This is a genomic window from Mycolicibacter sinensis (assembly GCF_001667375.1).
GTDB lineage: Bacteria > Actinomycetota > Actinomycetes > Mycobacteriales > Mycobacteriaceae > Mycobacterium > Mycobacterium sinense_A.
The window spans coordinates 68224-88395 of the sequence record NZ_LZIN01000052.1 but is presented as its reverse complement, the minus strand read 5'-3'; the positions used below and the strand labels follow the sequence as shown (position 1 = coordinate 88395).

Genomic DNA, 20172 nt, shown 5'->3' with positions numbered 1-20172 from the left:
GTGAATGAGGACCTCAAGCCGCCGGGCCCGCTGACCGCCGGTGGTCTGCGCGTCACGGCGCTCGGCGGCATCAGCGAAATCGGCCGCAACATGACCGTGTTCGAGCACCTCGGCCGGTTGCTGATCATCGACTGCGGCGTGCTGTTCCCGGGCCACGACGAGCCCGGCGTCGACCTGATCCTGCCCGACATCCGGCACATCGTCGACCGGCTCGACGACGTCGAGGCACTGGTGCTCACGCACGCCCACGAGGACCACATCGGGGCAATTCCGTTCCTGCTCAAACTGCGGGCCGACATCCCGGTGGTCGGATCGAAGTTCACCTGCGCGCTGGTCGCCGCCAAGTGCCGCGAACACCGCATCAAGCCGGTGTTCGTCCAGGTCGCCGAGGGGCAGCGCAGCACCCACGGGGTATTCGAGTGCGAATACTTCGCGGTGAACCACTCCATCCCGGATGCGCTGGCGATCGCGGTGCACACCGGCGCCGGCACGGTGCTGCACACCGGCGACATCAAGCTCGACCAGCTGCCGCCGGACGGGCGCCCCACCGACCTGCCCGGTATGTCGCGGCTGGGCGACAAGGGCGTGGACCTGTTCCTGTGCGACTCGACCAACGCCGAGATACCCGGCGTCGGGCCGAGCGAGAGCGAGGTCGGTCCCACCCTGCACCGGCTGATCCGCGGCGCCGAGGGCCGGGTGATCGTGGCGTGCTTCGCCTCGAATGTGGACCGGGTGCAACAGATCGTCGATGCCGCGGTCGCGCTGGGCCGCCGGGTGTCGTTCGTCGGCCGGTCGATGGTCCGCAACATGGGCATCGCCAAGGATCTGGGCTTTTTGCGGGTGGAAGACTCCGATCTGGTCGATATTGGGGCTGCCGAGTTGATGCCCCCGGAGAAGGTGGTGCTGGTCACCACCGGGACCCAGGGCGAGCCGCTGTCGGCGCTGTCGCGGATGTCGCGGGGCGAGCACCGGTCCATCACGCTGACCGCAGGCGATCTGGTGGTGCTGTCGTCGTCGCTGATTCCGGGTAATGAAGAGGCGGTCTACGGCGTGATGGACGCGCTGGCCAAGATCGGTGCCCGGGTGATCACCAACGCCGCGGCGCGGGTCCACGTCTCCGGGCACGCCTACGCCGGCGAACTGCTGTTCCTCTACAACGGGATACGGCCCCGCAACGTGATGCCGGTGCATGGCACCTGGCGGATGCTGCGCGCCAACGCCGCGCTGGCCGAGCGCACCGGGGTGCCGCGCGAGTCGATCCTGTTGGCCGAGAACGGCGTCAGCGTCGACCTGGTCGGCGGGCAGGCGAGCATCGCCGGCGCGGTCCCGGTCGGCAAGGTGTTCGTCGACGGGTTGGTCGACGGCGACGTCGGCGACGCGACGCTGGGGGAGCGGCTGATCCTGTCGTCGGGTTTCGTCGCGATCACCGTGGTGGTGCGCCGCGGCACGGGCAAGGCCGTGGCGCCGCCGCATCTGCATTCGCGAGGCTTCTCCGAAGACCCCAAGGCGTTGGAGTCGGCGGCCCGCAAGGTCGAGGCGGAGTTGGAATCCCTTGCTGCCGAGCGGGTTACCGACCCGGCCCGGATCGCCCAAGCGGTGCGCCGCACGGTGGGCAAGTGGGTCGGGGAGGTCTACCGGCGGCAGCCGATGATCGTGCCGACCGTCATCGAGATCTGAGCTACCTCTTGTTGACGTAGCCGGCGTCCACCGGCAGCGTCACGCCGGTGATGTAGCGGGCCGCATCGGACACCAGCCAGAATGCGGCGTTGGCGACGTCCTCCGGCTGCAGTACCTGCACCGGCAACGCGTTGCCCATGTCCGGTCCGCCCTGGGTGTCGATGCCCTCCAGCCACTTCCGGGTGAACTCGTTGTCGATCATGGGGGTCTGCACACCGGCGGGGTGCAGGGAGTTGACCCGAATGCTGTGTGGCGCAAGTAAGTTGGCGTACACCCGCATCAGTCCGACGATGCCGTGCTTGGCGGCGGCGTAACCCAGGGATCCCGCCGCAGGAGCGGCCAGACCGACCAGCCCGGCCACCGAGCTGACCAGCACGATCGACCCGCCGTCACCGTGGGCGATCATCGGCTTCATCGCCACATCGACGGTGTGGTAGATACCGGTGAGATTGACGTCGATCACGTCCTGCCAGGCGTCCTCGCCGGCCATCGGCGCAATTCCGGCGTTGGCGATCACGAAATCGAGCCGCCCGAGTTCGTCGAGGCCGGCCTGCAGGGCGGTGCCCAGCGCGGCGCGATCCCGGACGTCGGCTTCCCTCGCCACGATGCGCGCACCGGTCTCTTCGACCAGTTTGACCGTCTCCGCCAGATCGTCGGCGGTGGCCAGCGGATACGGCACGCTGGAGATCTGTTGGCACAGGTCGACCGCGATGATGTCGGCGCCTTCGCCGGCCAACCGCAGCGCGTGGGCCCGGCCCTGGCCGCGGGCGGCGCCGGTGATGAACGCGACTTTGCCGTCCAGGGCTCCCATCACTGGCCCCGGAGCTGGCCCTTGGCCGGGTCGCCGGCCGGCAGCGGCTGCAGCATCTTGATGTCGGGCGCCCCGGCCAGGTGCTCCTTGAGGTTGCCGAACATCTCGGCGACCGCCGGCGCGGCCGAGTGCGTCTGCAATGCCTCGGCGTCCGCCCACTGCTCGATGAACACGAACGAGCCGTCGCCCTCGTGCACCGAGTACAGCTGGCAACCCGGCTCCTCGTGCACCGGCCCGGCTGCTTTCGTGCAGATCTCCCGGGCGATGTCCATCGACTCCGGCTTCATGGGGAAGGTGGCGACGACGATTACCGGCATGAAGGTCTCCTTAGACAGGCTTATGTGTGGCCCTGTCACCGTACGCAGGCGCCGTGTGATTGCTGCCACGCGGGTGACCGCGGCGCGCGGCCTCGCTCGTGACCAGTGTGGCAGATGGTGCGAATGAGGGTATTGCGGTTAGGCTTGCGGCTATGGCTAGTAAGACGGCTAGTGGGACCGGAGCTCGATCGGGAACGCGAACTAGCAGGTCAAAGGCTGGTTCGCGGGCCAACTCCCGGCCGGCCCGCGCTGCGGCCGCGCGTCGCAAACCGGCACCGCGTCGGCAACGCTCGGGACTGGCCGGGGCCGGGCTGGCCTGCGGCCGGGCCGCCCGGGCGGGCTGGCTGATGGTCGCCAAGGCGGCCGGCGGCACTGCGCGATCCGTCGGCCGCGCCCACGACATCGACCCGGGCCATCGCCGGGACGGCATTGCCCTGGCCCTGTTGGGCCTGGCCGTGGTGACCGCCGCCAGTTGCTGGCTGGACGCCGCACGGCCGGTCGGGGCCTGGATCGACACCGGGCTGCGCGTCGTGGTCGGCGGGGCGGTGGTGTTGCTTCCGGTGCTCGCCGGCGTCGGCGCCGTGCTGTTGATGCGCACCGAACCCGACCCGGAGAACCGGCCCCGGCTGATCCTCGGTTCGGCGATGGTGGCCCTGCCGATCCTGGGCCTGTGGCATCTGTGGTCCGGCTCCCCGCCGACCCCGGAAGGCCGGCTGCACGGCGCCGGTTTCGTCGGATTCGCCATCGGCGGGCCGCTGGCCGACGGGCTGACCGCCTTCATCGCCGCGCCGCTGCTGTGCATCGCCGTGCTGTTCGGGGTGCTGTTGTTGACCGGCACCACCCTGCGCGAGGCGCCCGAGGCGTTGCGCGATCTGTTCACCGCGCGCGGGTATTCCGACGACGACTACTACGACGAAGATGATTATGACGACGGCTACGATAACGACGACGCCGCCGTCGCCGAGGATGACGATGGGGCGCTCGCCGACGACGCCCCGGACTGGCAGTCGCGCACCCCGCTGGACAACTACCCGCTCTCCGAAACGGACGTAGCGCCCGCCGATGTACCCAAGCCCGCCCGCCGTAAGCCCAAGCCCAAGACGGCCAAACCGACCGACACCACCGTCGTGCTGGACCGGGTGGTGGAGGGGCCCTACACGCTGCCGCCGCTGAGCCTGTTGATCGCCGGCGATCCGCCGAAGACCCGCACCGCCGCCAACGAGGCGATGACCGACGCGATCACGTCGGTGCTCGAGCAGTTCAAGGTCGACGCCGCGGTCACCGGCTGCACCCGCGGCCCCACCGTCACCCGCTACGAGGTGGAGCTGGGGCCCGGGGTCAAGGTCGAGAAGATCACCGCCCTGCAGCGCAACATCGCCTACGCGGTGGCCACCGAAAGCGTGCGGATGCTCGCACCGATCCCGGGTAAGTCCGCGGTCGGCATCGAGGTGCCCAATACCGACCGGGAGATGGTGCGGCTGGCCGACGTGCTGACCGCGCCGTCCACCCGCCGCGACCACCACCCGCTGGTGATCGGCCTGGGCAAGGACATCGAGGGCGATTTCATCAGCGCCAACCTGGCCAAGATGCCGCACCTACTGGTGGCCGGCTCCACCGGCTCGGGCAAGTCCAGCTTCGTCAACTCGATGCTGGTGTCGCTGTTGGCGCGGGCCACCCCCGAAGAGGTCAGGATGATCCTGATCGACCCGAAGATGGTGGAACTCACGCCGTATGAAGGCATTCCGCACCTGATCACCCCGATCATCACCTCGCCGAAGAAGGCGGCGGCCGCGCTGGCCTGGCTGGTCGAGGAGATGGAGCAGCGCTACCAGGACATGCAGGCATCCCGGGTGCGCCACATCGACGTCTTCAACGAGAAGGTGCGCTCCGGGGAGATCACTACTCCGCTGGGCAGCGAACGGGTCTACCGGCCCTACCCCTACATCCTCGCGATCGTCGACGAGCTCGCCGACCTGATGATGACCGCGCCACGCGACGTCGAGGACGCCATCGTGCGGATCACGCAGAAGGCCCGCGCCGCCGGCATTCACCTGGTGCTGGCCACCCAGCGGCCGTCGGTGGACGTCGTCACCGGCCTGATCAAGACCAACGTGCCGTCCCGGCTGGCGTTCGCCACCTCGTCGCTGACCGACTCGCGGGTCATCCTCGACCAGGCCGGCGCGGAGAAGCTGATCGGAATGGGCGACGGACTGTTTTTGCCGATGGGCGCCAACAAGCCGGTCCGGCTGCAGGGCGCGTTCATCACCGACGAGGAGATCCACGCCGTCGTCACCGCGGCCAAGGACCAGGCCGAGCCGGAGTACACCGAGGGCGTCACCACCGCCAAGTCGACGGGGGAGCGCACCGACGTCGACCCCGACATCGGCGACGACATGGACGTCTTCCTGCAGGCCGTCGAGCTGGTGGTGTCCAGCCAGTTCGGCTCCACCTCGATGCTGCAGCGCAAGCTGCGGGTCGGCTTCGCCAAGGCGGGCCGGCTGATGGACCTGATGGAGACCCGCAGCATTGTCGGCCCGTCCGAGGGCTCCAAGGCCCGCCAGGTGCTGGTCAAACCCGACGAGCTGGCCGCGACCCTGATGGCCATCCGCGGCGGCGGCGAATTAGACGACGACGCCGATGACGCCGACGATTAGACGTTGACCACCAGCGCCAACCCGTGCCGGTCCCGGCCCGACCGCCTGGGCCGCTTGCTGCGAACCAGTAGGCGCCTCACCGCGGCTTCGATGCCGCGCGCGAGTTCGTCGGCGTCGGCGACGGCGTCGTAGTCGGCCAGGATGCCGAAGAACAGCTCATCGGCGTACCGCAGAATCGCCGCGCCGGTGCGCAACTGCAGCGCAATCGGCGGGATCGGAAAGACCGCGGACACGGTGCGTCCCATGATCTGCAGCGGCAGCTCCGGGCCGGCGACCGGGGCCGCCAGCGCCACCACGCTGCGTTGCGGCAACCGGGACACCAGGTTGGTCGCCCACGCGGTCATCGGGGCCGGGACCGCGCGCGCCGCCGCTCGCATCAAGTTGCTGCGCTCGGCGGCGACGGTGGCCTCGGCCAGCCGGGCATGCACTAGCCGTAACCGGACCACCGGGTTGTCCTCGTCGACCGGCAGCCGGGGCAGCAGCACCGCCTGCCGAGTCGGCACCAGGGTCCGCAGCGAACCGGGCTGCGGGCGCCGGCCGCGGCGGATCAAGATGTTGCGGTAACTCTCGGTGATCGCCGCCAGTGCCACCTCGTCGACGGTCACATCGAAGGTGCGGCAGATCTGGTCTACCTCGGCGGCGCGGACCCGAGCCGCGGTGTAGCGCCGCCGGCTCGTCAGCGGGCCGTTGAGCGGGCCGACCGGCCGCAGCAGCCCGGTCGCCACTTCCGCAGCGCCGCGCAGCATTTGCTCGGCCTGCGCGACGCCCATCATCGCGTCGACGGCGATCGAGGCCGCGGTCGACAGCGCGCCGTGCCATCCGGTGCGCGGTCCGGCGCTCTCGGCGGAATTCGCTGCGCCGGGCCGGCTGCCGTGCGCCACCCCCTCATCGGACAGTCCGGCCAGGATGTGGACGGTGGCGACCGCGTCGGCGACGCACGGGTGAACTTTGACCAGCAGCGCCCAGCGGCCGCCGGACAGGCCCTCGATCGCCCAGATCTCCCACAGCGGCCGGTCCCGGTCCAGCCGCCAGGACATCAATTCGGCCACGACGGCGAACAACTCGTCGTCGCTGCCGGGGCTCGGAACCGCGACGCGGCAGACATGGCGGGCCAGGCTGAAGTTGCCGTCGTGCACCCACTCGGGCGCGCCCAGGTCGAAGACCCGGCGCCGCAAGCGCTGGGCGAACCGGGGGCAGGCCGAGATCCGCTCGCCCAGTGTCGATATCAGCGACTCGTGATCGGGGATCGGCCCGTCCAGAACCGCCAGCGCGCCCATGCCCAGATGCGTGTGCCGGTCGGCGTCTTCCACGTGCAGCAAACTCGTGTCCAGCGGCCTTAGGTGCTCGGTCATGGCTGCCTCCGGGTGTGTGCAACTGTCAGTACCACTATCTCGTGTGCGCGATGCCGGCGGCAGGGCCGGAAGTCCCTGGTTCGCGGCGCCGGCCTCGCCAGACACGCCCCGGACACGGACCGGACACGGACCAGACACCAGAGCTTTTCCGCAACCGGCAGGGGCGTAATCTCGCCACGTGGACTGGGCACGGCTTTTCGCTTTCGACACACCGCCTTCGGAGATCATCGTCCGCGGAACCGTTATCTACATAGCGATTTACGCGTTGCTGCGGGTGGTGTTGAAACGTGAGGCGGGCACCAACGGCATCACCGATCTGATCGTTGTGGTGCTGATCGCCGATGCGGCGCAGAACGGGATGGCCGGCGGTTACCGGTCGGTCAGCGACGGCATCCTGCTGGTCGGGGTGATCATCGGCTGGTCGTACCTGCTGAACTGGATGGGTCATCGCTGGCCCGGGGTGGCCCGGGTACTGCGTCCGGGGCCGCTGCTGGTGATTCATGACGGTGTGCTGCTGCACGAGAACATGCGCAAAGAGATGATCACCGAGGCGCAGGTCCGCGAGCAGGCCCGCAAACAGGGGATTGCCGACCTCGTCGTCGTCCGCGAGGGCCGGATGGAATCCGACGGGCAGTTCAGCTTCCTGATCGGCGCGCCGCGCCGGGCCGCCGGTGTGAGCGTGGATTAAAGGACCCGCAGCATCCGGGTGTTGCCCAAAGTGTTCGGCTTGACGTAGCTCAGGTCGAGGAATTCGGCCACACCGACGTCGTAGGAGCGTTGCATCTCCTCGAACACCTCGGCGGTGACCGGGGTGCCGTCGATCTCGGTGAAGCCGTGGCGCGCGAAGAACGCCGTCTCGAAGGTCAGCACGAACACTCGCTGCAACTGCAGCTCGCGGGCGACCTGCAGAAGGCGGTCGACGAGCGCGTACCCGATACCGCGACCGGTCTGGGCCGGATCCACCGCGATGGTGCGCACTTCACCGAGGTCCGACCACAACACGTGCAAAGCACCGCAGCCCACCACGCCCTGCTCGGCGTCCTCGGCCACCCAGAACTCCTGGACCGCCTCGTACAGCGTCACCAGGTTCTTCTCCAGCAGGATTTTGCCGGCGTAGATATCCACCAGCTTCTTGATCGCCGGGACGTCGGATGCCCGCGCACGCCGGATCAGGGGCCGCTGGACCGGTAGATCACCCGCGTGGTGCACAGCTGCACAGTATCGGTTTCTCACTTCTGGCTGAGTAACGGATATTCTGTCTGCCGTGTCGGGGCAACCTCAAACCGGTCCGGCGGTGACGCGTGTCCCCGTGATCAATCTCGCCAACGCGTTGACCGTCATGCGAATGCTGTTGGTCCCCGTCTTTCTGCTGGCGCTGTTCGCCGAAGACGGCCATGACGCCAAGACCCGCATCGCAGCCTTCGTGATCTTCGTGGTGGCCATTGTCACCGACCGGCTCGACGGTGCCCTGGCCCGCAACTACGGGATGGTCACCGACTTCGGCACCTTGGCCGATCCGATCGCCGACAAGGCATTGATCGGTGCGGCGTTGATCGGCCTGTCGATGCTCGGCGACCTGTGGTGGTGGGTGACGGTGCTGGTGCTGGTCCGCGAGATCGGGATCACCGTGCTGCGGTTCGCGGTGCTGCATCGCGGCGTGATCCCGGCCAGTCGCGGCGGGAAACTCAAGACGCTGGTGCAGGCGGTCGGGATCGGGCTGCTCGTTCTGCCGCTGACCGGTCCCTGGCTGGTGACGGCCTGGGTGGTGATGGCCGCCGCCGTGGTGCTGACGGTGGTCACCGGCGTGGACTACCTCAGGTCGGCGCTCGCCGATCTCGGCGAAACCGACCGCAGCTGAGCGGAGACGAAGCCGGGACCGCCGAATCAAACCGGCGATCCGGGAACCCGCAGGGGCGTCGCGGGCGTTGACCTTGGTGACTGTCGGTTTTGCAGGGTTGACCTGATTGAGGAGTACACGATGACGGCTTTGCTGCGGGAATCGGTCGGCGAGGTGTTGCGCCAGGCCCGGATGGCGCAGGGGCGCACACTGCGCGAGGTGTCGGATTCGGCGCGGGTCAGCCTGGGGTACCTCTCCGAGGTCGAGCGCGGCCGCAAGGAGGCGTCCAGCGAGCTGCTCAACGCGATCTGCGCGGCGTTGCGGATCCCGTTGTCGGCCGTGCTCTTCGATGCCGGCAACCGGATGGCGCGGGCCGAGCGGGCCGAGCGGAACGTCGGGGTCAGCCGCATCGATGCCGGTACCAAGGTGGTCATCCCCCCGATCCGGGCGATGGCCTCTGCGTGACGTGTCGAAGCTTCACCCGGGTACCACCGAACCGATAAGTTGGCGGCAGACCGCATCGCAAACAACCAGACGGAGCTGACTGATGGCCAACCCGTTCGTCAAGGCGTGGAAGTACGTGATGGCGCTGTTCAACGCCAAGATCGACGAGCACGCCGATCCGAAGGTGCAGATCCAGCAGGCGATCGAAGAGGCGCAGCGGCAGCACCAGGCGCTCACCCAGCAGGCCGCCCAGGTGATCGGCAACCAGCGGCAGCTGGAGATGCGGCTGAACCGGCAGCTGGCCGACATCGAGAAGCTTCAGGTCAACGTGCGTCAGGCGCTGACGCTGGCCGACCAGGCCACCGCGTCCGGAGACAGCGCCAAGGCCACCGAATACAACAACGCCGCCGAGGCGTTCGCGGCTCAGCTGGTCACCGCCGAACAGAGCGTGGAAGACCTCAAGGCGCTGCATGACCAAGCGCTGACCGCTGCCGGTCAGGCCAAGAAGGCCGTCGAGCAGAACGCGATGGTGTTGCAGCAGAAGATCGCCGAGCGCACCAAGCTGCTCAGCCAGCTCGAACAGGCCAAGATGCAGGAGCAGGTCAGCGCGTCGCTGCGGTCGATGAGTGAGATCGCCGCGCCCGGCACCACCCCCAGTCTCGATGAGGTGCGCGACAAGATCGAGCGGCGTTACGCCAACGCACTCGGCGAAGCGGAACTGGCGCGAGGGTCGGTGCAGGGCCGGATGCTCGAGGTGGAACAGGCCGGGGTGCAGATGGCCGGCCACTCCCGGTTGGAGCAGATCCGCGCGTCGATGCGCGGTGAGTCACTACCGGCCGGCGGCACCGCCGCCGCACCGGCCCCACCCACCCCGGCGGCTCCGCAGTCGGGCGCCGACCTCACTCCCGAGAATCCGCTGGACCGGTAGTCGATGGCCGTGAGAGTCGGAGGGCTTAAAGGCCGGAGCCGGGGCGCCTTACTTCAGCGCGCCGTCGACCGTGCCAGCGAAGCCGCCGACATCCTGGCCGACAAGCTGGGTGCGATCGCCGATCCGCGGGCCAGATTGCTGCGCAAGCGTCGGTGGTCGCTGCGTTTGGGAGTGCTCTTCGCTGCCGCCTGCGGGTTCTGGTTGGCTGTGACGGCTGTCCTGGCGTCCTGGGCCACCCCGTGGTGGGTGCTGCTGATCACCGGGCTGGTCGCCGCGGGCGCGGCCGCCCCGGCAACGCTGCTGTTGCTGCGGTACCGCTGGCTGCGCTCGGTGCCGCTGCCCGCGGCGCGCACCGTCACCGCGCGGCGCCTGCCGCCGCCCGGGTCGGCGGCGCGACCGGCGATGTATGCGCTGGGCGCCTCCGAGCGCGGCATGGTGTCGCTGCTGGGCGTACTGGAGCGCGGCCGGCTGCTGCCCGCCGGTGAGATCACCGAACTGACCGCCGCCGTCAACGGGGCCGCGTCGACGATGGCGGCCACCGCCGCCCAGGTGGTGTCGATGGAGCGCGCCGTGCAACACAGCGCGCAGTCGCGGGAATACCTGGTGCCGACGATCAACGCGTTCACCGCTCAGTTGAGTGCCGGCGTTCGTCAGTACAACGAAATGGTGACCGCCGCAGCGCAGCTGGTCGCCTCGGCGAACGACAGCTCATCCACGCCGTCCGGCGATCCGATGAATTCGCCGATGTCCCAGCAGCGTTACCGCGAGGAGCTGACCACCGCGACCGACCGCATGCTGGGTTGGGCGCAGGCGTTCGACGAACTCGCCGAGCTGCCCCGGATCTAGATGTCGTCGCTTCGCTGATCGACTGATTCGGGCCGCGCGCCGTAGCGTTCGGCGTAGGACCGGTGGATGTGGGCGTCGCGCTCGCGCTTGCGTGCGTCGGCGAGTTCCGGGTCGAGCCCGTGCATCCGCAGCATGTGCTTGCGCCACACCTTGTTGAGCGCATGCGAGAACAGGATCGCCATGAACCAGATCGGAAACGTCATGCTCACGTGCGTCAGGAAGTCGGTCGGCAACAGCCAAAACGGGATCAGGATCAGCGTCGTCGGCACGACGGCGCGCATGATCATCCGGGTGGTGGCGCCGGGGCCGGCCAGGTCGTTGCGGACCCAGTCCCGCATCTCCGGCGGCAGCGGGCGGCCGTAGCAGTACCGGAGATATTGGATCGCGCTGGGTCGTCGGCGGGTGGTCAATACGGCCTACCAGCTCGGGCGTAGCGCGGGAAAGACGGTCGCCGCCACCGCCCGCAGCGTCGCCTTGAACATATCGAAGAAGTCAAAGTAGTCGCGCCACAACGTGATACGCCCGTTGTGGACCTCGAACACCCCGCACACCCAGAATTGCAGCCGAAGCGGACCGAAGGTCAGCGCATCGGTGCGCTCGGTGAGCACCGCCGCGCCCTCAGCGGCGACGCGGTGGATTTTCACATCGAAGGCCGCCCGGCCCGCCATCCGGCGGAACACCCCGATGGTGGCGCTGCGGCCGTAGATGGTCGGCAACCCGACGTTCTGATACACCACGTCCTCGGCGAGTGCCGCCGCCGCGGTGTCGAGATCATCGTCGGCGAGGGCATCGAGGAACGTCTCCACCGTGCGGACGTTGTCGGCCGTCGCGGTCTGCTGGACACTCGGTTCGGTCATGCCTGCCAGCCTAGGCCCGCCGGGCTGTGGCACGGTAGGCCGATGCGCATCGTGGTAGTCGCCGGGCCCGACCCCGGCCACGCGTTCCCGGCGATCGCGTTGTGCCGGCGCTTCGTCGCGGCTGGGGACGCGCCGACGCTGCTGACCGGGGTGCAGTGGCTCGACACCGCGCGCGCCGCCGGGGTGGACGCCGCCGAGCTGCTCGGCCTCGATGCCACCGTCGCCGACGACGACACCGACGACGGGGAGAAGCTGCACCGGCGGGCGGCCCGCATGGCGCAGCAGAACCGCGAGCAGCTGCGGGCGCTGGCACCGGACCTGGTGGTCTCCGACGTGATCACCGCCTGCGGCGGAATGGCCGCCGAACTGCTCGGCATCCCGTGGGTGGAACTCAGCCCGCATCCGCTCTACCTGCCGTCCAAGGGGTTGCCGCCGATCGGCAGCGGGCTGGCCCCCGGCCGCGGGGCGCGGGGCCGGCTGCGCGACGCGGTGATGCGGTCGCTGACCGCACGATCGGTGCGAACCGGTCTGCGGCAGCGCGCCGAGGCCCGGGCGGGTATCGGCCTGCCGGAGCGCGACCCCGGGCCGGTGCGGCGCCTGATCGCCACGCTGCCGGCCCTCGAGGTGCCGCGGCCGGACTGGCCCGCCGAGGCAGTCGTCGTCGGGCCGCTGCACTTCGAGCCGACCGAAGAGCTGCTCACGGTGCCGCCGGGCTCTGGCCCGCTGGTGGTGGTGGCGCCGTCCACGGCGGCGACCGGGGCTGCCGGGCTGGCCGAGCTGGCGGTGCAGCATCTGGTGCCCGGCGACGCGCTGCCGGTGGACGCCCGGATCGCGGTGTCGCGGCTGAACGGCCCCGAGTTGCCCCTGCCGCCGTGGGCCGTCGCCGGTCTGGGACGCCAGGACGAACTGCTGTCCCGCGCCGATCTGGTGATCTGTGGCGGCGGGCACGGCATGGTGGCCAAGTCGCTGTTGGCCGGCCTGCCGCTGGTGGTGGTGCCGGGCGGGGGCGACCAATGGGAGATCGCCAACCGCATCGTGCGCCAGGGCAGCGGCCGGCTGATCCGGCCACTGACCCCGGCCGCGCTGACCGAGGCGGTGCGCGCCGTGCTGGCCTCACCTGGTTACCGCGACGCCGCACGACGGGCCGCCGACGGGGCCGCCGAGGTGGCCGACCCGGTGCAGGTGTGTCACGAGGTACTTGCGCGCGCTGAGTAGGTTGGGACGCGTGCGCCTGACCGAATTTCACGAGCGGGTAACGCTGCGTTTCGGTGCGGCCTACGGCGCCACGGTGCTGACCGACCACGTGCTGGCCGCGGTAGGTGGCCGGACCGCCGCGCAGGCGATCGAGGACGGGGTGGAGCCCCGCGACGTGTGGTGGGCGCTGTGCGCGGACTTCGACGTGCCGCGCGATCAGTGGTGAGAGTGGTCGTGCGGGGCCACGATGCTGCGGACCAGGGCCACAGACAGGTCCGAGCACACGGCAGCCAGTTCGGCGGGGGACTCGACGGGGTCGGCCAGCCAGGCTTCGATGATCTGGTTGACGCCGCCGACGATGAACAAGGCGCCGCGGCGTAACTCCGCCGGCGGCGGAGGTTCGCCGTCGAGGACGCCGGGCGCGTGCTCGACGATCGAGTCGGTGATCAGGTCCAGGATGTGGGCGCGGTGCTCGTTGAGTCCGGGGACGGCGGACAAATCGCTGGTGGCGATGCGGTGAATGTAGGGGTCCGCGGCGATGAGGTCGAGAAAGGCCGTCAGCGCCGAGCGCAGCTTGTCGGTGAGCGTGCCGGGATCACCGACGCCGGCGGTGACCATCGCTTCGAGCAACTGGTCGCGGACGTCGTCGGAGACGGCGAACAGCAACGCGTCCCGGTTACTGAATTGTTCGTAGAAGTAGCGCGGGATCAGCCCCGCGGCGGTACAGACGCCGCGGACGGTGACCTCGCTCAGGCCGGATTCACCCCAGATTCGGCGGCCCGCGGCCAGCAGCTTGCCCCGGCGTTCGGCACGGCGGTCGACCGCGCTGATGCCGCCGTAGTCGCGCACCACTCCCGGGCGTTTCATTGACATCACCCTACCTGCGGCTTAGATTTGGAACACAGCTGTTATCCAAAGTGTGCGCAGGAGGCTTATCCGATGAACTCGCCGGTTCCCGCCCGTCACCCGGATGCCCCGGGTGCGGTCCCGTTCGGCATTCGGGTGTTTGCCGGTCTGCTCCGAATCGCCGAACCGACCCCGCAGCGCTGGGACGAGATCGGTGCGGGACTCAACGTCGGCGACGAACCAATGCAGCGGCTGGTCGAGTGGATGTCCGGCGTCAAGGAGGCGCGGCCGATCTTCGAGACGATCCTGACCCACGGCCTGGCCGCCGTGCCGGATGCCCCGGAGCCGTTGCGGGAGTTCTTCGAGGAGTTCGAGCCGATCCCGGACTGGGTCGACCTCACGCTGGTGCGCCGTGGGCAACGGGCATTGCGCCGCGGCGGCGCTGACGGGACCTACATCGCCCGCGACGTCTCGTTGCTGGGCGGCTACCAGTTCTCCTCGTTCAACAAGACCCTGCTGCGCACCGGTGTGCTGGAGAAGGGCTCGAACAAGCGGTTCGCCGAGACGCTGCAGTGGGCGATGGACGTCAGCTCCGAGGGCGGCCTGGAGCCCCTCGGCGTCGGTTACCAGGCCACCATCCGGGTGCGATTGATCCACGAGTACGTCCGGCGGCACGTGGCGGCGCTGCCGGACTGGTGCAGCGAGGAGTGGGGACTGCCGGTCAACCAGACCGACATGGCCGCCACCCTGGTGGGTGCGCTGATCGCCCCGCCGGCGGGCGGGCTGGGGATGGGACTCGTGCTGCCCCCTGCCGAGCTCGATGCCATCGCGCACCTGACCCGCTACGTCGGCTGGCTGATGGGGGTGCACGACGAGTGGCTGCCCCGTAGCTTCCGCGACGCCATCCGGGTGCTCTACCACACCCTCGGCGCATTGTCGGCGCCCGATGAATCCACCAGGCAGCTGGCGGTCCCGATGGCCGACGATCCGCTGCAGTGGCACTACCGCGGTATGAGCGGCGTGCGGCGTCGTATCGCCCGGGCGCAACACCTGTCGGTGACCAGCGGCTTCCTGGGGCCGCGGGCGATGCGGGAACTGGGGCTGCCGGCCTATGTGCTGCCGTGGTATCCGGTATTGCGTCTGCCGGTCAACCTGGCTCGCAGTCTTGCGGCGCTGATCCTGCCCGGTGGGCTGGACCGGGCGGCTTTGCGCGGCCGACGCGAGCAGGAGCAGTTCATGGCCACCATGATGGGCACCGAGAACACCGCCATCGGGGCTTCGGCGCATGTGATGCGGGTGGCGTAAGCGGGCCTGTCTGCGGCCGAAAATTCGACACGCCGACACGCCGCGTGTCGGACTTGATTCGAACACCCGTTCGCCTACTGTGGATGAAGTTCGCCGGGTTGTCGGACCCTATCGCTAGCGTCACGGCCAACCGACCGAGAACCGGTCAACCGAACACGAACCACAGGAGAGACATCATGGCGCAAGCACCTGACCGCGAGAAGGCACTCGAACTGGCGATGGCCCAGATCGACAAGAATTTCGGCAAAGGCTCGGTGATGCGCCTCGGCGACGAAGTGCGTCAGCCGATCTCGGTCATCCCGACCGGGTCGATCGCCCTGGACGTGGCGCTGGGTATCGGCGGTCTGCCCCGCGGTCGGGTCGTCGAGATCTACGGGCCGGAGTCCTCCGGTAAGACCACGGTGGCGCTGCACGCGGTGGCCAACGCTCAGGCGGCCGGCGGGATCGCGGCGTTCATCGACGCCGAGCACGCGCTGGACCCCGAGTACGCCAAGAAGCTCGGTGTGGACACCGATTCACTGCTGGTGTCTCAGCCCGACACCGGTGAGCAGGCGCTGGAGATCGCCGACACGCTGATCCGCTCGGGCGCACTGGACATCCTGGTCATCGACTCGGTGGCCGCCCTGGTGCCGCGCGCCGAGATCGAGGGCGAGATGGGGGACAGTCACGTCGGCCTGCAGGCCCGGCTGATGAGCCAGGCGCTGCGGAAGATGACTGGCGCGCTGAACAATTCGGGCACCACCGCGATCTTCATCAACCAGCTGCGGGAAAAAATCGGTGTGATGTTCGGGTGCATGAACTATTCCACCCGCGTGACGCTTGCCGACGGCAGTACCGAGAAGATCGGCAAGATCGTCAACAACAAGATGGACGTCGAGGTGTTGTCTTACGACCCCATCGCAGACCAGTTGGTGCCGCGCAAGATCGTGAACTGGTTCGACAACGGGCCCGCCGAGAAGTTCCTGCAGTTCACCGTCGAGAAGTCCGGCGGTAACGGCAAATCGCAGTTCGCCGCGACGCCCAACCACCTGATTCGGACCCCGGGCGGCTGGACCGAGGCCGGTGAACTGATCGCCGGCGACCGAGTACTGGCTGCTGAACCGCACCTGCTCAGCGACCAGCAATTCCAGGTCGTCCTCGGTTCACTGATGGGTGACGGAAACCTCTCGCCCAATCGGTGTGACCGCAACGGCGTCCGGTTCCGGTTGGGGCACGGCGCCAACCAGGTGGAGTACCTGCAGTGGAAGACCGCGCTGATGGGCAACATCGGTCACTCGAAACGGGAGAACGCTGCGGGGTCGCACTTCGTCGATTTCACTCCGCTTCCCGAACTGGGCGAACTGCAGCGCGCGGTGTACCTCGGAGACGGTAAGAAGTTCTTCTCCGAGGACTACCTCAAAGCACTCACCCCGTTGGCATTGGCCATCTGGTACATGGATGACGGCTCGTTCACGCTGCGCTCCAAGGGATTGCAGGAACGGACCGCCGGCGGTAGCGGGCGCCTCGAGATCTGCGTGGAGGCGATGTCGGAAGGCACCCGGACCCGGTTGTGCGATTACCTGCGGGACACCCACGGGCTGGATGTGCGTCTGCGACTGTCCGGCACGGCCGGCAAGGCGGTGTTGGTGTTCTCCACAGCCGCAACGGCCAAGTTCCAGGAATTGGTGGCGCCCTACATGGCACCGTCGATGGAGTACAAGCTGTTGCCGCGGTTCCGTGGCCACGGCGCCGTGACGCCTCAGTTCGCCGAACCCGCCCAGCACTTGGTGCCGGCCCGGGTACTTGATGTCCACGTCAAGCCGCCGACTCGGTCGATGCACCGCTTCGACATCGAGGTGGAAGGCAACCACAACTACTTCGTCGACGGCGTGATGGTGCATAATTCGCCCGAAACAACCACCGGCGGAAAGGCTTTGAAGTTTTATTCCTCAGTTCGGCTGGACGTCCGGCGGATTGAGACGCTCAAAGACGGTACGGACGCGGTCGGCAACCGCACCCGGGTCAAGGTGGTCAAGAACAAGGTCAGTCCGCCGTTCAAGCAGGCTGAGTTCGACATCCTGTATGGCCGCGGCATCAGCCGCGAGGGATCGCTGATCGACATGGGCGTGGACCAGGGCTTCATCCGCAAGTCCGGCTCCTGGTTCACCTACGACGGTGAGCAGCTCGGACAAGGCAAGGAGAACGCCCGTAACTACCTGCTGGAGAACGTCGACGTGGCCAACGAGATCGAGAAGAAGATCAAAGAGAAGCTCGGCATCGGTGCCGTGCTGACCGATGGTTTGGTTGATGACGTCCTGCCCGCTCCCGTCGACTTCTGAGTCGTCCGAGCCTGCCGAACCCAAGCGCGAGGAGCAGGCGAAGTCACTGTGCCTTCGCCTGCTCACCGCTCGGGCTCGTACCCGCGCCGAGCTCGCCGGGCAGCTGACCAAACGGGGCTACCCCGACGACGTCAGCGCCCGGGTGCTCGATCGGCTGGCCAAAGCCGGCCTGATCGATGACGCTGATTTCGCCGAGCAGTGGGTGCGCTCCCGGCGCGAACACGCGGGCAAGGGCAAAAAGGTGCTGGCTGCCGAACTGCGCACCAAGGGCATCGCCGAAGACGTCATCGCCGGGGCGCTGGCCGATATCGACGCCAGCGCCGAACGCGCCCGGGCCGAACAGCTGGTGGTTGGCAAACTTCGTCGCGAGACCCTCGGTGAGGACGACACCCGCGTTACCCGGCGGCTGGTGGCCATGCTGGCCCGCCGGGGCTACAGCCCGTCGATGGCCTACGACGTGGTCCGTGACGAGCTGGCAGCCGAACGGGAGCGGCGCCGGGTTTGAGTCCGGTGGGTGCACGCGGGCTGTACTGCAGACCGCTCCCTTAGACGGCGGCCGGTGACAACCAGGCCGTGCCCGACGCAGGCGCTACGGTACCCGGTATGGCGAAGGATGGCTGGGAGATCTGGAAGGTGATGACGGCCGGCGGTGAGCTGGAGTGGCTGGGGTTGACGCGCCCTGGCGCGCGAGCGGTGATCGACCGGGAGAAGGTTTGGACGTTGGTGCCGAAGCTGCGGGTGTTCATCGCCAACTGGTTCATCACCGAGGACTTCGTCCACCAGGAGGGCCCGTGGGTCTACGAGAATGTCGAGCCGGCGAGGCGCGCGCCCTTGTCGGTGACGTTCCCGACCCTACTGCTGAAGACCTCAGGAGAATCACTCGGCCGGAACAGGTGCTGACACTGGGCCAGATCGACAGGCATACGGTGCTGAAGGTACTGGGGACGAGGGCGGATAGCGCGTTGGATCGACGGAGTTAGGTAATGGAGTCCGGCAACAGCGCAAGCACTCAGTAATATGTGCCCGTGCCGTTGGCTCCCGGATCAACCTTCGCTGGGTATGCGGTCGTGCGGCTACTCGGTTCCGGTGGAATGGGCGAAGTTTACCTAGTAGAGCATCCTCGTCTGCCACGCCATGACGCGCTCAAAGTCCTACCAGCCGATATCTCGTCGGATCCCGAATACCGGGAGCGGTTCAGTCGTGAAGCTGATCTGGCGGCCGGCTTGTGGCACCCCAACATCGTCGGTGTACGCGATCGTGGTGAACACGAGGGCCAACTGTGGATCACGATGGAGTATGTCCCAGGCATCAATGCCGGCGACCTGCTTCAACAGCGCTACGCCGCCGGTATGCCAATAGCTGAGGTCAGAAAGATTGTCGGCGCGATAGGTCGTGCATTGGACTACGCGCACGACATGGGGCTACTGCACCGCGACGTCAAGCCTGCCAACATCATGATTAGCGAACCTGATGGACGGGAACAGCGGGTCATGTTGGCCGATTTTGGGATCGCCCGCACAATGGGCGAAATCAGTGGTTTGACGGCCACCAATATGACGGTGGGCACCGTCGCCTACGCAGCACCCGAACAATTGATGGGAGAACACCTGGACGGTCGTGCCGACCAGTACGCACTTGCGGCGACCGCATATCACTTGTTGACGGGTTCGCGGCTATTCCCAGATACAAATCCCGCAGTAGTCATCGCACGCCACCTGAACGCGCCACCCCCATTAGTCGGGAGTTCGCGTCCCGAACTCGCAGCAGTAAGCCATGTCTTAGCAACCGCTTTGGCTAAGAGCCCCGAAGGTCGTTACGATCGCTGCAGTGAATTCAGTGCAGAGTTCCAGGCGTCTGAATCAAGCGCCGACACGGTTCAAGCCACGACATCAGTGGCGACTTCCGTACCTCGATCAAAGCAGCGTAGTCTTCCCCGGAAGTGGCGGGCACTCGCTGGCGTGGTGCTAGTCGCTGCCATATTGTCCGTGATCGGCCTTTTGATATTTCAGGCATCAAAAAACCAAAGTACTTCGGCTCAGGCACCCACTATTGACACCCCCGTAGCTGCTCCAGTTTCGCAGCCAATGTTGGCATCATCTCCCACCGCGTCCATCACCACGAGCGCCGTCCCAGAACATCCCGCCGCAACGCAGCTGGCGATGGTCGTGGCGGTTAACGAAGCCGGAGAACGGGTTAACGGCTTCCAGGAAGAACCGCCGGATTCTACAAACACAGTGTCCTACTGTTCTACGCAACCATCTCCTGGCATAACTCACGGCGTATATGATTGTTCGCCGAATGCTGCCGATGCGCACGTGTGTTGGCCGGCATCTGCAGGAACTATGCTTTGCCTGGTTAATGAAGACCCTTGGAAGAAGATGCTTCGCCGCTACACGATAGACATAGATAGGCAGTACGGGCCGTCAAATCCGCTGACGACATATGATTCAGGCTTCGAACCCTGGCCTATCGCATTAACTCTCGACGACGGTACACGGTGCGGGCGCGGTGCTCGTAGAAGATATCCGTCGCGCGATGACGGCTATTTCCCGGCATTCGATTGCGGGCCGGCAGGGGCCGTGCTTGCCTTGGCGGAAGGGCAGGATAATGGTGTTGACCGGTCAAGCCCTTCCTGGACAGTAGCGGTCGGATTTGTTGGTGATGCATGTGGCCCGCTGCTGGACCGTGTTTGTTCGCATTTTCCGCCGCCAAAGGTTCATACGGTCGCAACGGCATTTTTCCCCGGCATTGAGAGATGACGTCTATTGACAGTCAGCTGATTTTTT

21 protein-coding genes are annotated in these 20172 nt (G+C 67.5%); 14 read left to right on the top strand and 7 right to left on the bottom strand.

Annotated features, from left to right (window positions below; translation table 11 throughout):
* Positions 1-1677, top strand: coding sequence for a ribonuclease J (locus A5771_RS10420; protein ID WP_064855137.1), 1677 nt, complete (start codon positions 1-3; stop codon positions 1675-1677).
* A 1-nt stretch (position 1678) separates the two neighbouring features.
* Here A5771_RS10420 and A5771_RS10415 read toward each other — a convergent pair whose 3' ends face one another.
* Positions 1679-2488 carry a mycofactocin-coupled SDR family oxidoreductase gene (locus A5771_RS10415; RefSeq protein WP_064855136.1) on the bottom strand — a complete coding sequence of 270 codons (810 nt, stop codon included), beginning with the start codon at positions 2486-2488 and terminating at the stop codon, positions 1679-1681.
* Positions 2488-2805 carry a putative quinol monooxygenase gene (locus A5771_RS10410; RefSeq protein ID WP_064855135.1) on the bottom strand — a complete coding sequence of 106 codons (318 nt, stop codon included), beginning with the start codon at positions 2803-2805 and terminating at the stop codon, positions 2488-2490. Before A5771_RS10410 ends, A5771_RS10415 begins: the two co-directional genes overlap by 1 nt.
* Positions 2806-2957: 152 nt before the next feature.
* Between A5771_RS10410 and A5771_RS10405 the strand changes: the two genes are divergently transcribed.
* Positions 2958-5459 (top strand): DNA translocase FtsK, encoded by a 2502-nt coding sequence (locus A5771_RS10405; protein ID WP_207545424.1) that lies wholly within the window; start codon positions 2958-2960, stop codon positions 5457-5459.
* On the opposite strand, the gene A5771_RS10400 is transcribed toward A5771_RS10405, so the two are convergent.
* On the bottom strand, positions 5456-6811 hold the full coding sequence (locus A5771_RS10400; protein WP_064855134.1) for a wax ester/triacylglycerol synthase domain-containing protein: 1356 nt from the start codon (positions 6809-6811) through the stop codon (positions 5456-5458). The two genes, A5771_RS10405 and A5771_RS10400, sit on opposite strands and share 4 nt — an antisense overlap.
* Before the next feature lie 178 nt (positions 6812-6989).
* Between A5771_RS10400 and A5771_RS10395 the strand changes: the two genes are divergently transcribed.
* Complete coding sequence (locus A5771_RS10395) at positions 6990-7499, top strand: DUF421 domain-containing protein (protein WP_064855133.1); 510 nt, start codon at positions 6990-6992, stop codon at positions 7497-7499.
* On the opposite strand, the gene A5771_RS10390 is transcribed toward A5771_RS10395, so the two are convergent.
* The gene (locus A5771_RS10390; RefSeq protein WP_064855132.1) at positions 7496-8020 is read right to left on the bottom strand and encodes an amino-acid N-acetyltransferase; all 525 of its coding nucleotides are present in this window, start codon (positions 8018-8020) and stop codon (positions 7496-7498) included. The two genes, A5771_RS10395 and A5771_RS10390, sit on opposite strands and share 4 nt — an antisense overlap.
* Positions 8021-8075: 55 nt before the next feature.
* On the opposite strand from A5771_RS10390, the gene pgsA reads away from it, so the two are divergent.
* The 4 genes from pgsA (at position 8076) to pspM (ending at position 10866) form a co-directional block, all read left to right on the top strand.
* Positions 8076-8669: a CDP-diacylglycerol--glycerol-3-phosphate 3-phosphatidyltransferase gene (gene pgsA, locus A5771_RS10385; RefSeq protein WP_064855131.1), complete on the top strand. Its 594-nt coding sequence runs from the start codon at positions 8076-8078 to the stop codon at positions 8667-8669.
* 120 nt (positions 8670-8789) lie between these two features.
* Positions 8790-9113 (top strand): transcriptional regulator ClgR, encoded by a 324-nt coding sequence (gene clgR / locus A5771_RS10380; protein WP_064855130.1) that lies wholly within the window; start codon positions 8790-8792, stop codon positions 9111-9113.
* Between the two features lie 82 nt (positions 9114-9195).
* Complete coding sequence (gene pspA / locus A5771_RS10375; RefSeq protein WP_064855129.1) at positions 9196-10020, top strand: phage shock protein PspA; 825 nt, start codon at positions 9196-9198, stop codon at positions 10018-10020.
* 3 nt (positions 10021-10023) lie between these two features.
* Positions 10024-10866 (top strand): phage shock envelope stress response protein PspM, encoded by an 843-nt coding sequence (gene pspM, locus A5771_RS10370; RefSeq protein ID WP_064855128.1) that lies wholly within the window; start codon positions 10024-10026, stop codon positions 10864-10866.
* Here the strand turns inward: pspM and A5771_RS10365 are convergent.
* Positions 10863-11276: a DUF5313 domain-containing protein gene (locus A5771_RS10365; RefSeq protein WP_064855127.1), complete on the bottom strand. Its 414-nt coding sequence runs from the start codon at positions 11274-11276 to the stop codon at positions 10863-10865. The genes pspM and A5771_RS10365 overlap by 4 nt on opposite strands.
* Before the next feature lie 6 nt (positions 11277-11282).
* On the bottom strand, positions 11283-11723 hold the full coding sequence (locus A5771_RS10360) for a limonene-1,2-epoxide hydrolase family protein (protein WP_064855126.1): 441 nt from the start codon (positions 11721-11723) through the stop codon (positions 11283-11285).
* A 42-nt stretch (positions 11724-11765) separates the two neighbouring features.
* On the opposite strand from A5771_RS10360, the gene A5771_RS10355 reads away from it, so the two are divergent.
* The gene (locus tag A5771_RS10355) at positions 11766-12938 is read left to right on the top strand and encodes a glycosyltransferase (RefSeq protein WP_064855125.1); all 1173 of its coding nucleotides are present in this window, start codon (positions 11766-11768) and stop codon (positions 12936-12938) included.
* 10 nt (positions 12939-12948) lie between these two features.
* Positions 12949-13143 (top strand): DUF3046 domain-containing protein, encoded by a 195-nt coding sequence (locus A5771_RS10350; protein WP_064855124.1) that lies wholly within the window; start codon positions 12949-12951, stop codon positions 13141-13143.
* On the opposite strand, the gene A5771_RS10345 is transcribed toward A5771_RS10350, so the two are convergent.
* Positions 13134-13784, bottom strand: a complete 651-nt coding sequence (locus tag A5771_RS10345; RefSeq protein ID WP_064855123.1) for a TetR/AcrR family transcriptional regulator — start codon at positions 13782-13784, stop codon at positions 13134-13136. The two genes, A5771_RS10350 and A5771_RS10345, sit on opposite strands and share 10 nt — an antisense overlap.
* Before the next feature lie 72 nt (positions 13785-13856).
* Between A5771_RS10345 and A5771_RS10340 the strand changes: the two genes are divergently transcribed.
* From A5771_RS10340 to A5771_RS24645, 5 genes are all read left to right on the top strand, one after another.
* Positions 13857-15068, top strand: a complete 1212-nt coding sequence (locus tag A5771_RS10340; RefSeq protein WP_064855122.1) for an oxygenase MpaB family protein — start codon at positions 13857-13859, stop codon at positions 15066-15068.
* A 176-nt stretch (positions 15069-15244) separates the two neighbouring features.
* Positions 15245-17386, top strand: a complete 2142-nt coding sequence (gene recA / locus A5771_RS10335; protein ID WP_064855121.1) for an intein-containing recombinase RecA — start codon at positions 15245-15247, stop codon at positions 17384-17386.
* Positions 17352-17891 (top strand): recombination regulator RecX, encoded by a 540-nt coding sequence (recX, locus tag A5771_RS10330; protein WP_109401093.1) that lies wholly within the window; start codon positions 17352-17354, stop codon positions 17889-17891. The genes recA and recX overlap by 35 nt, the downstream gene beginning before the upstream one ends.
* A gap of 98 nt (positions 17892-17989) precedes the next feature.
* Positions 17990-18286, top strand: a complete 297-nt coding sequence (locus A5771_RS10325) for a hypothetical protein (RefSeq protein WP_064855119.1) — start codon at positions 17990-17992, stop codon at positions 18284-18286.
* Positions 18287-18405: 119 nt separating this feature from the next.
* Positions 18406-20145 carry a serine/threonine-protein kinase gene (locus A5771_RS24645; RefSeq protein WP_428844402.1) on the top strand — a complete coding sequence of 580 codons (1740 nt, stop codon included), beginning with the start codon at positions 18406-18408 and terminating at the stop codon, positions 20143-20145.
* Positions 20146-20172: the final 27 nt, after the last annotated feature.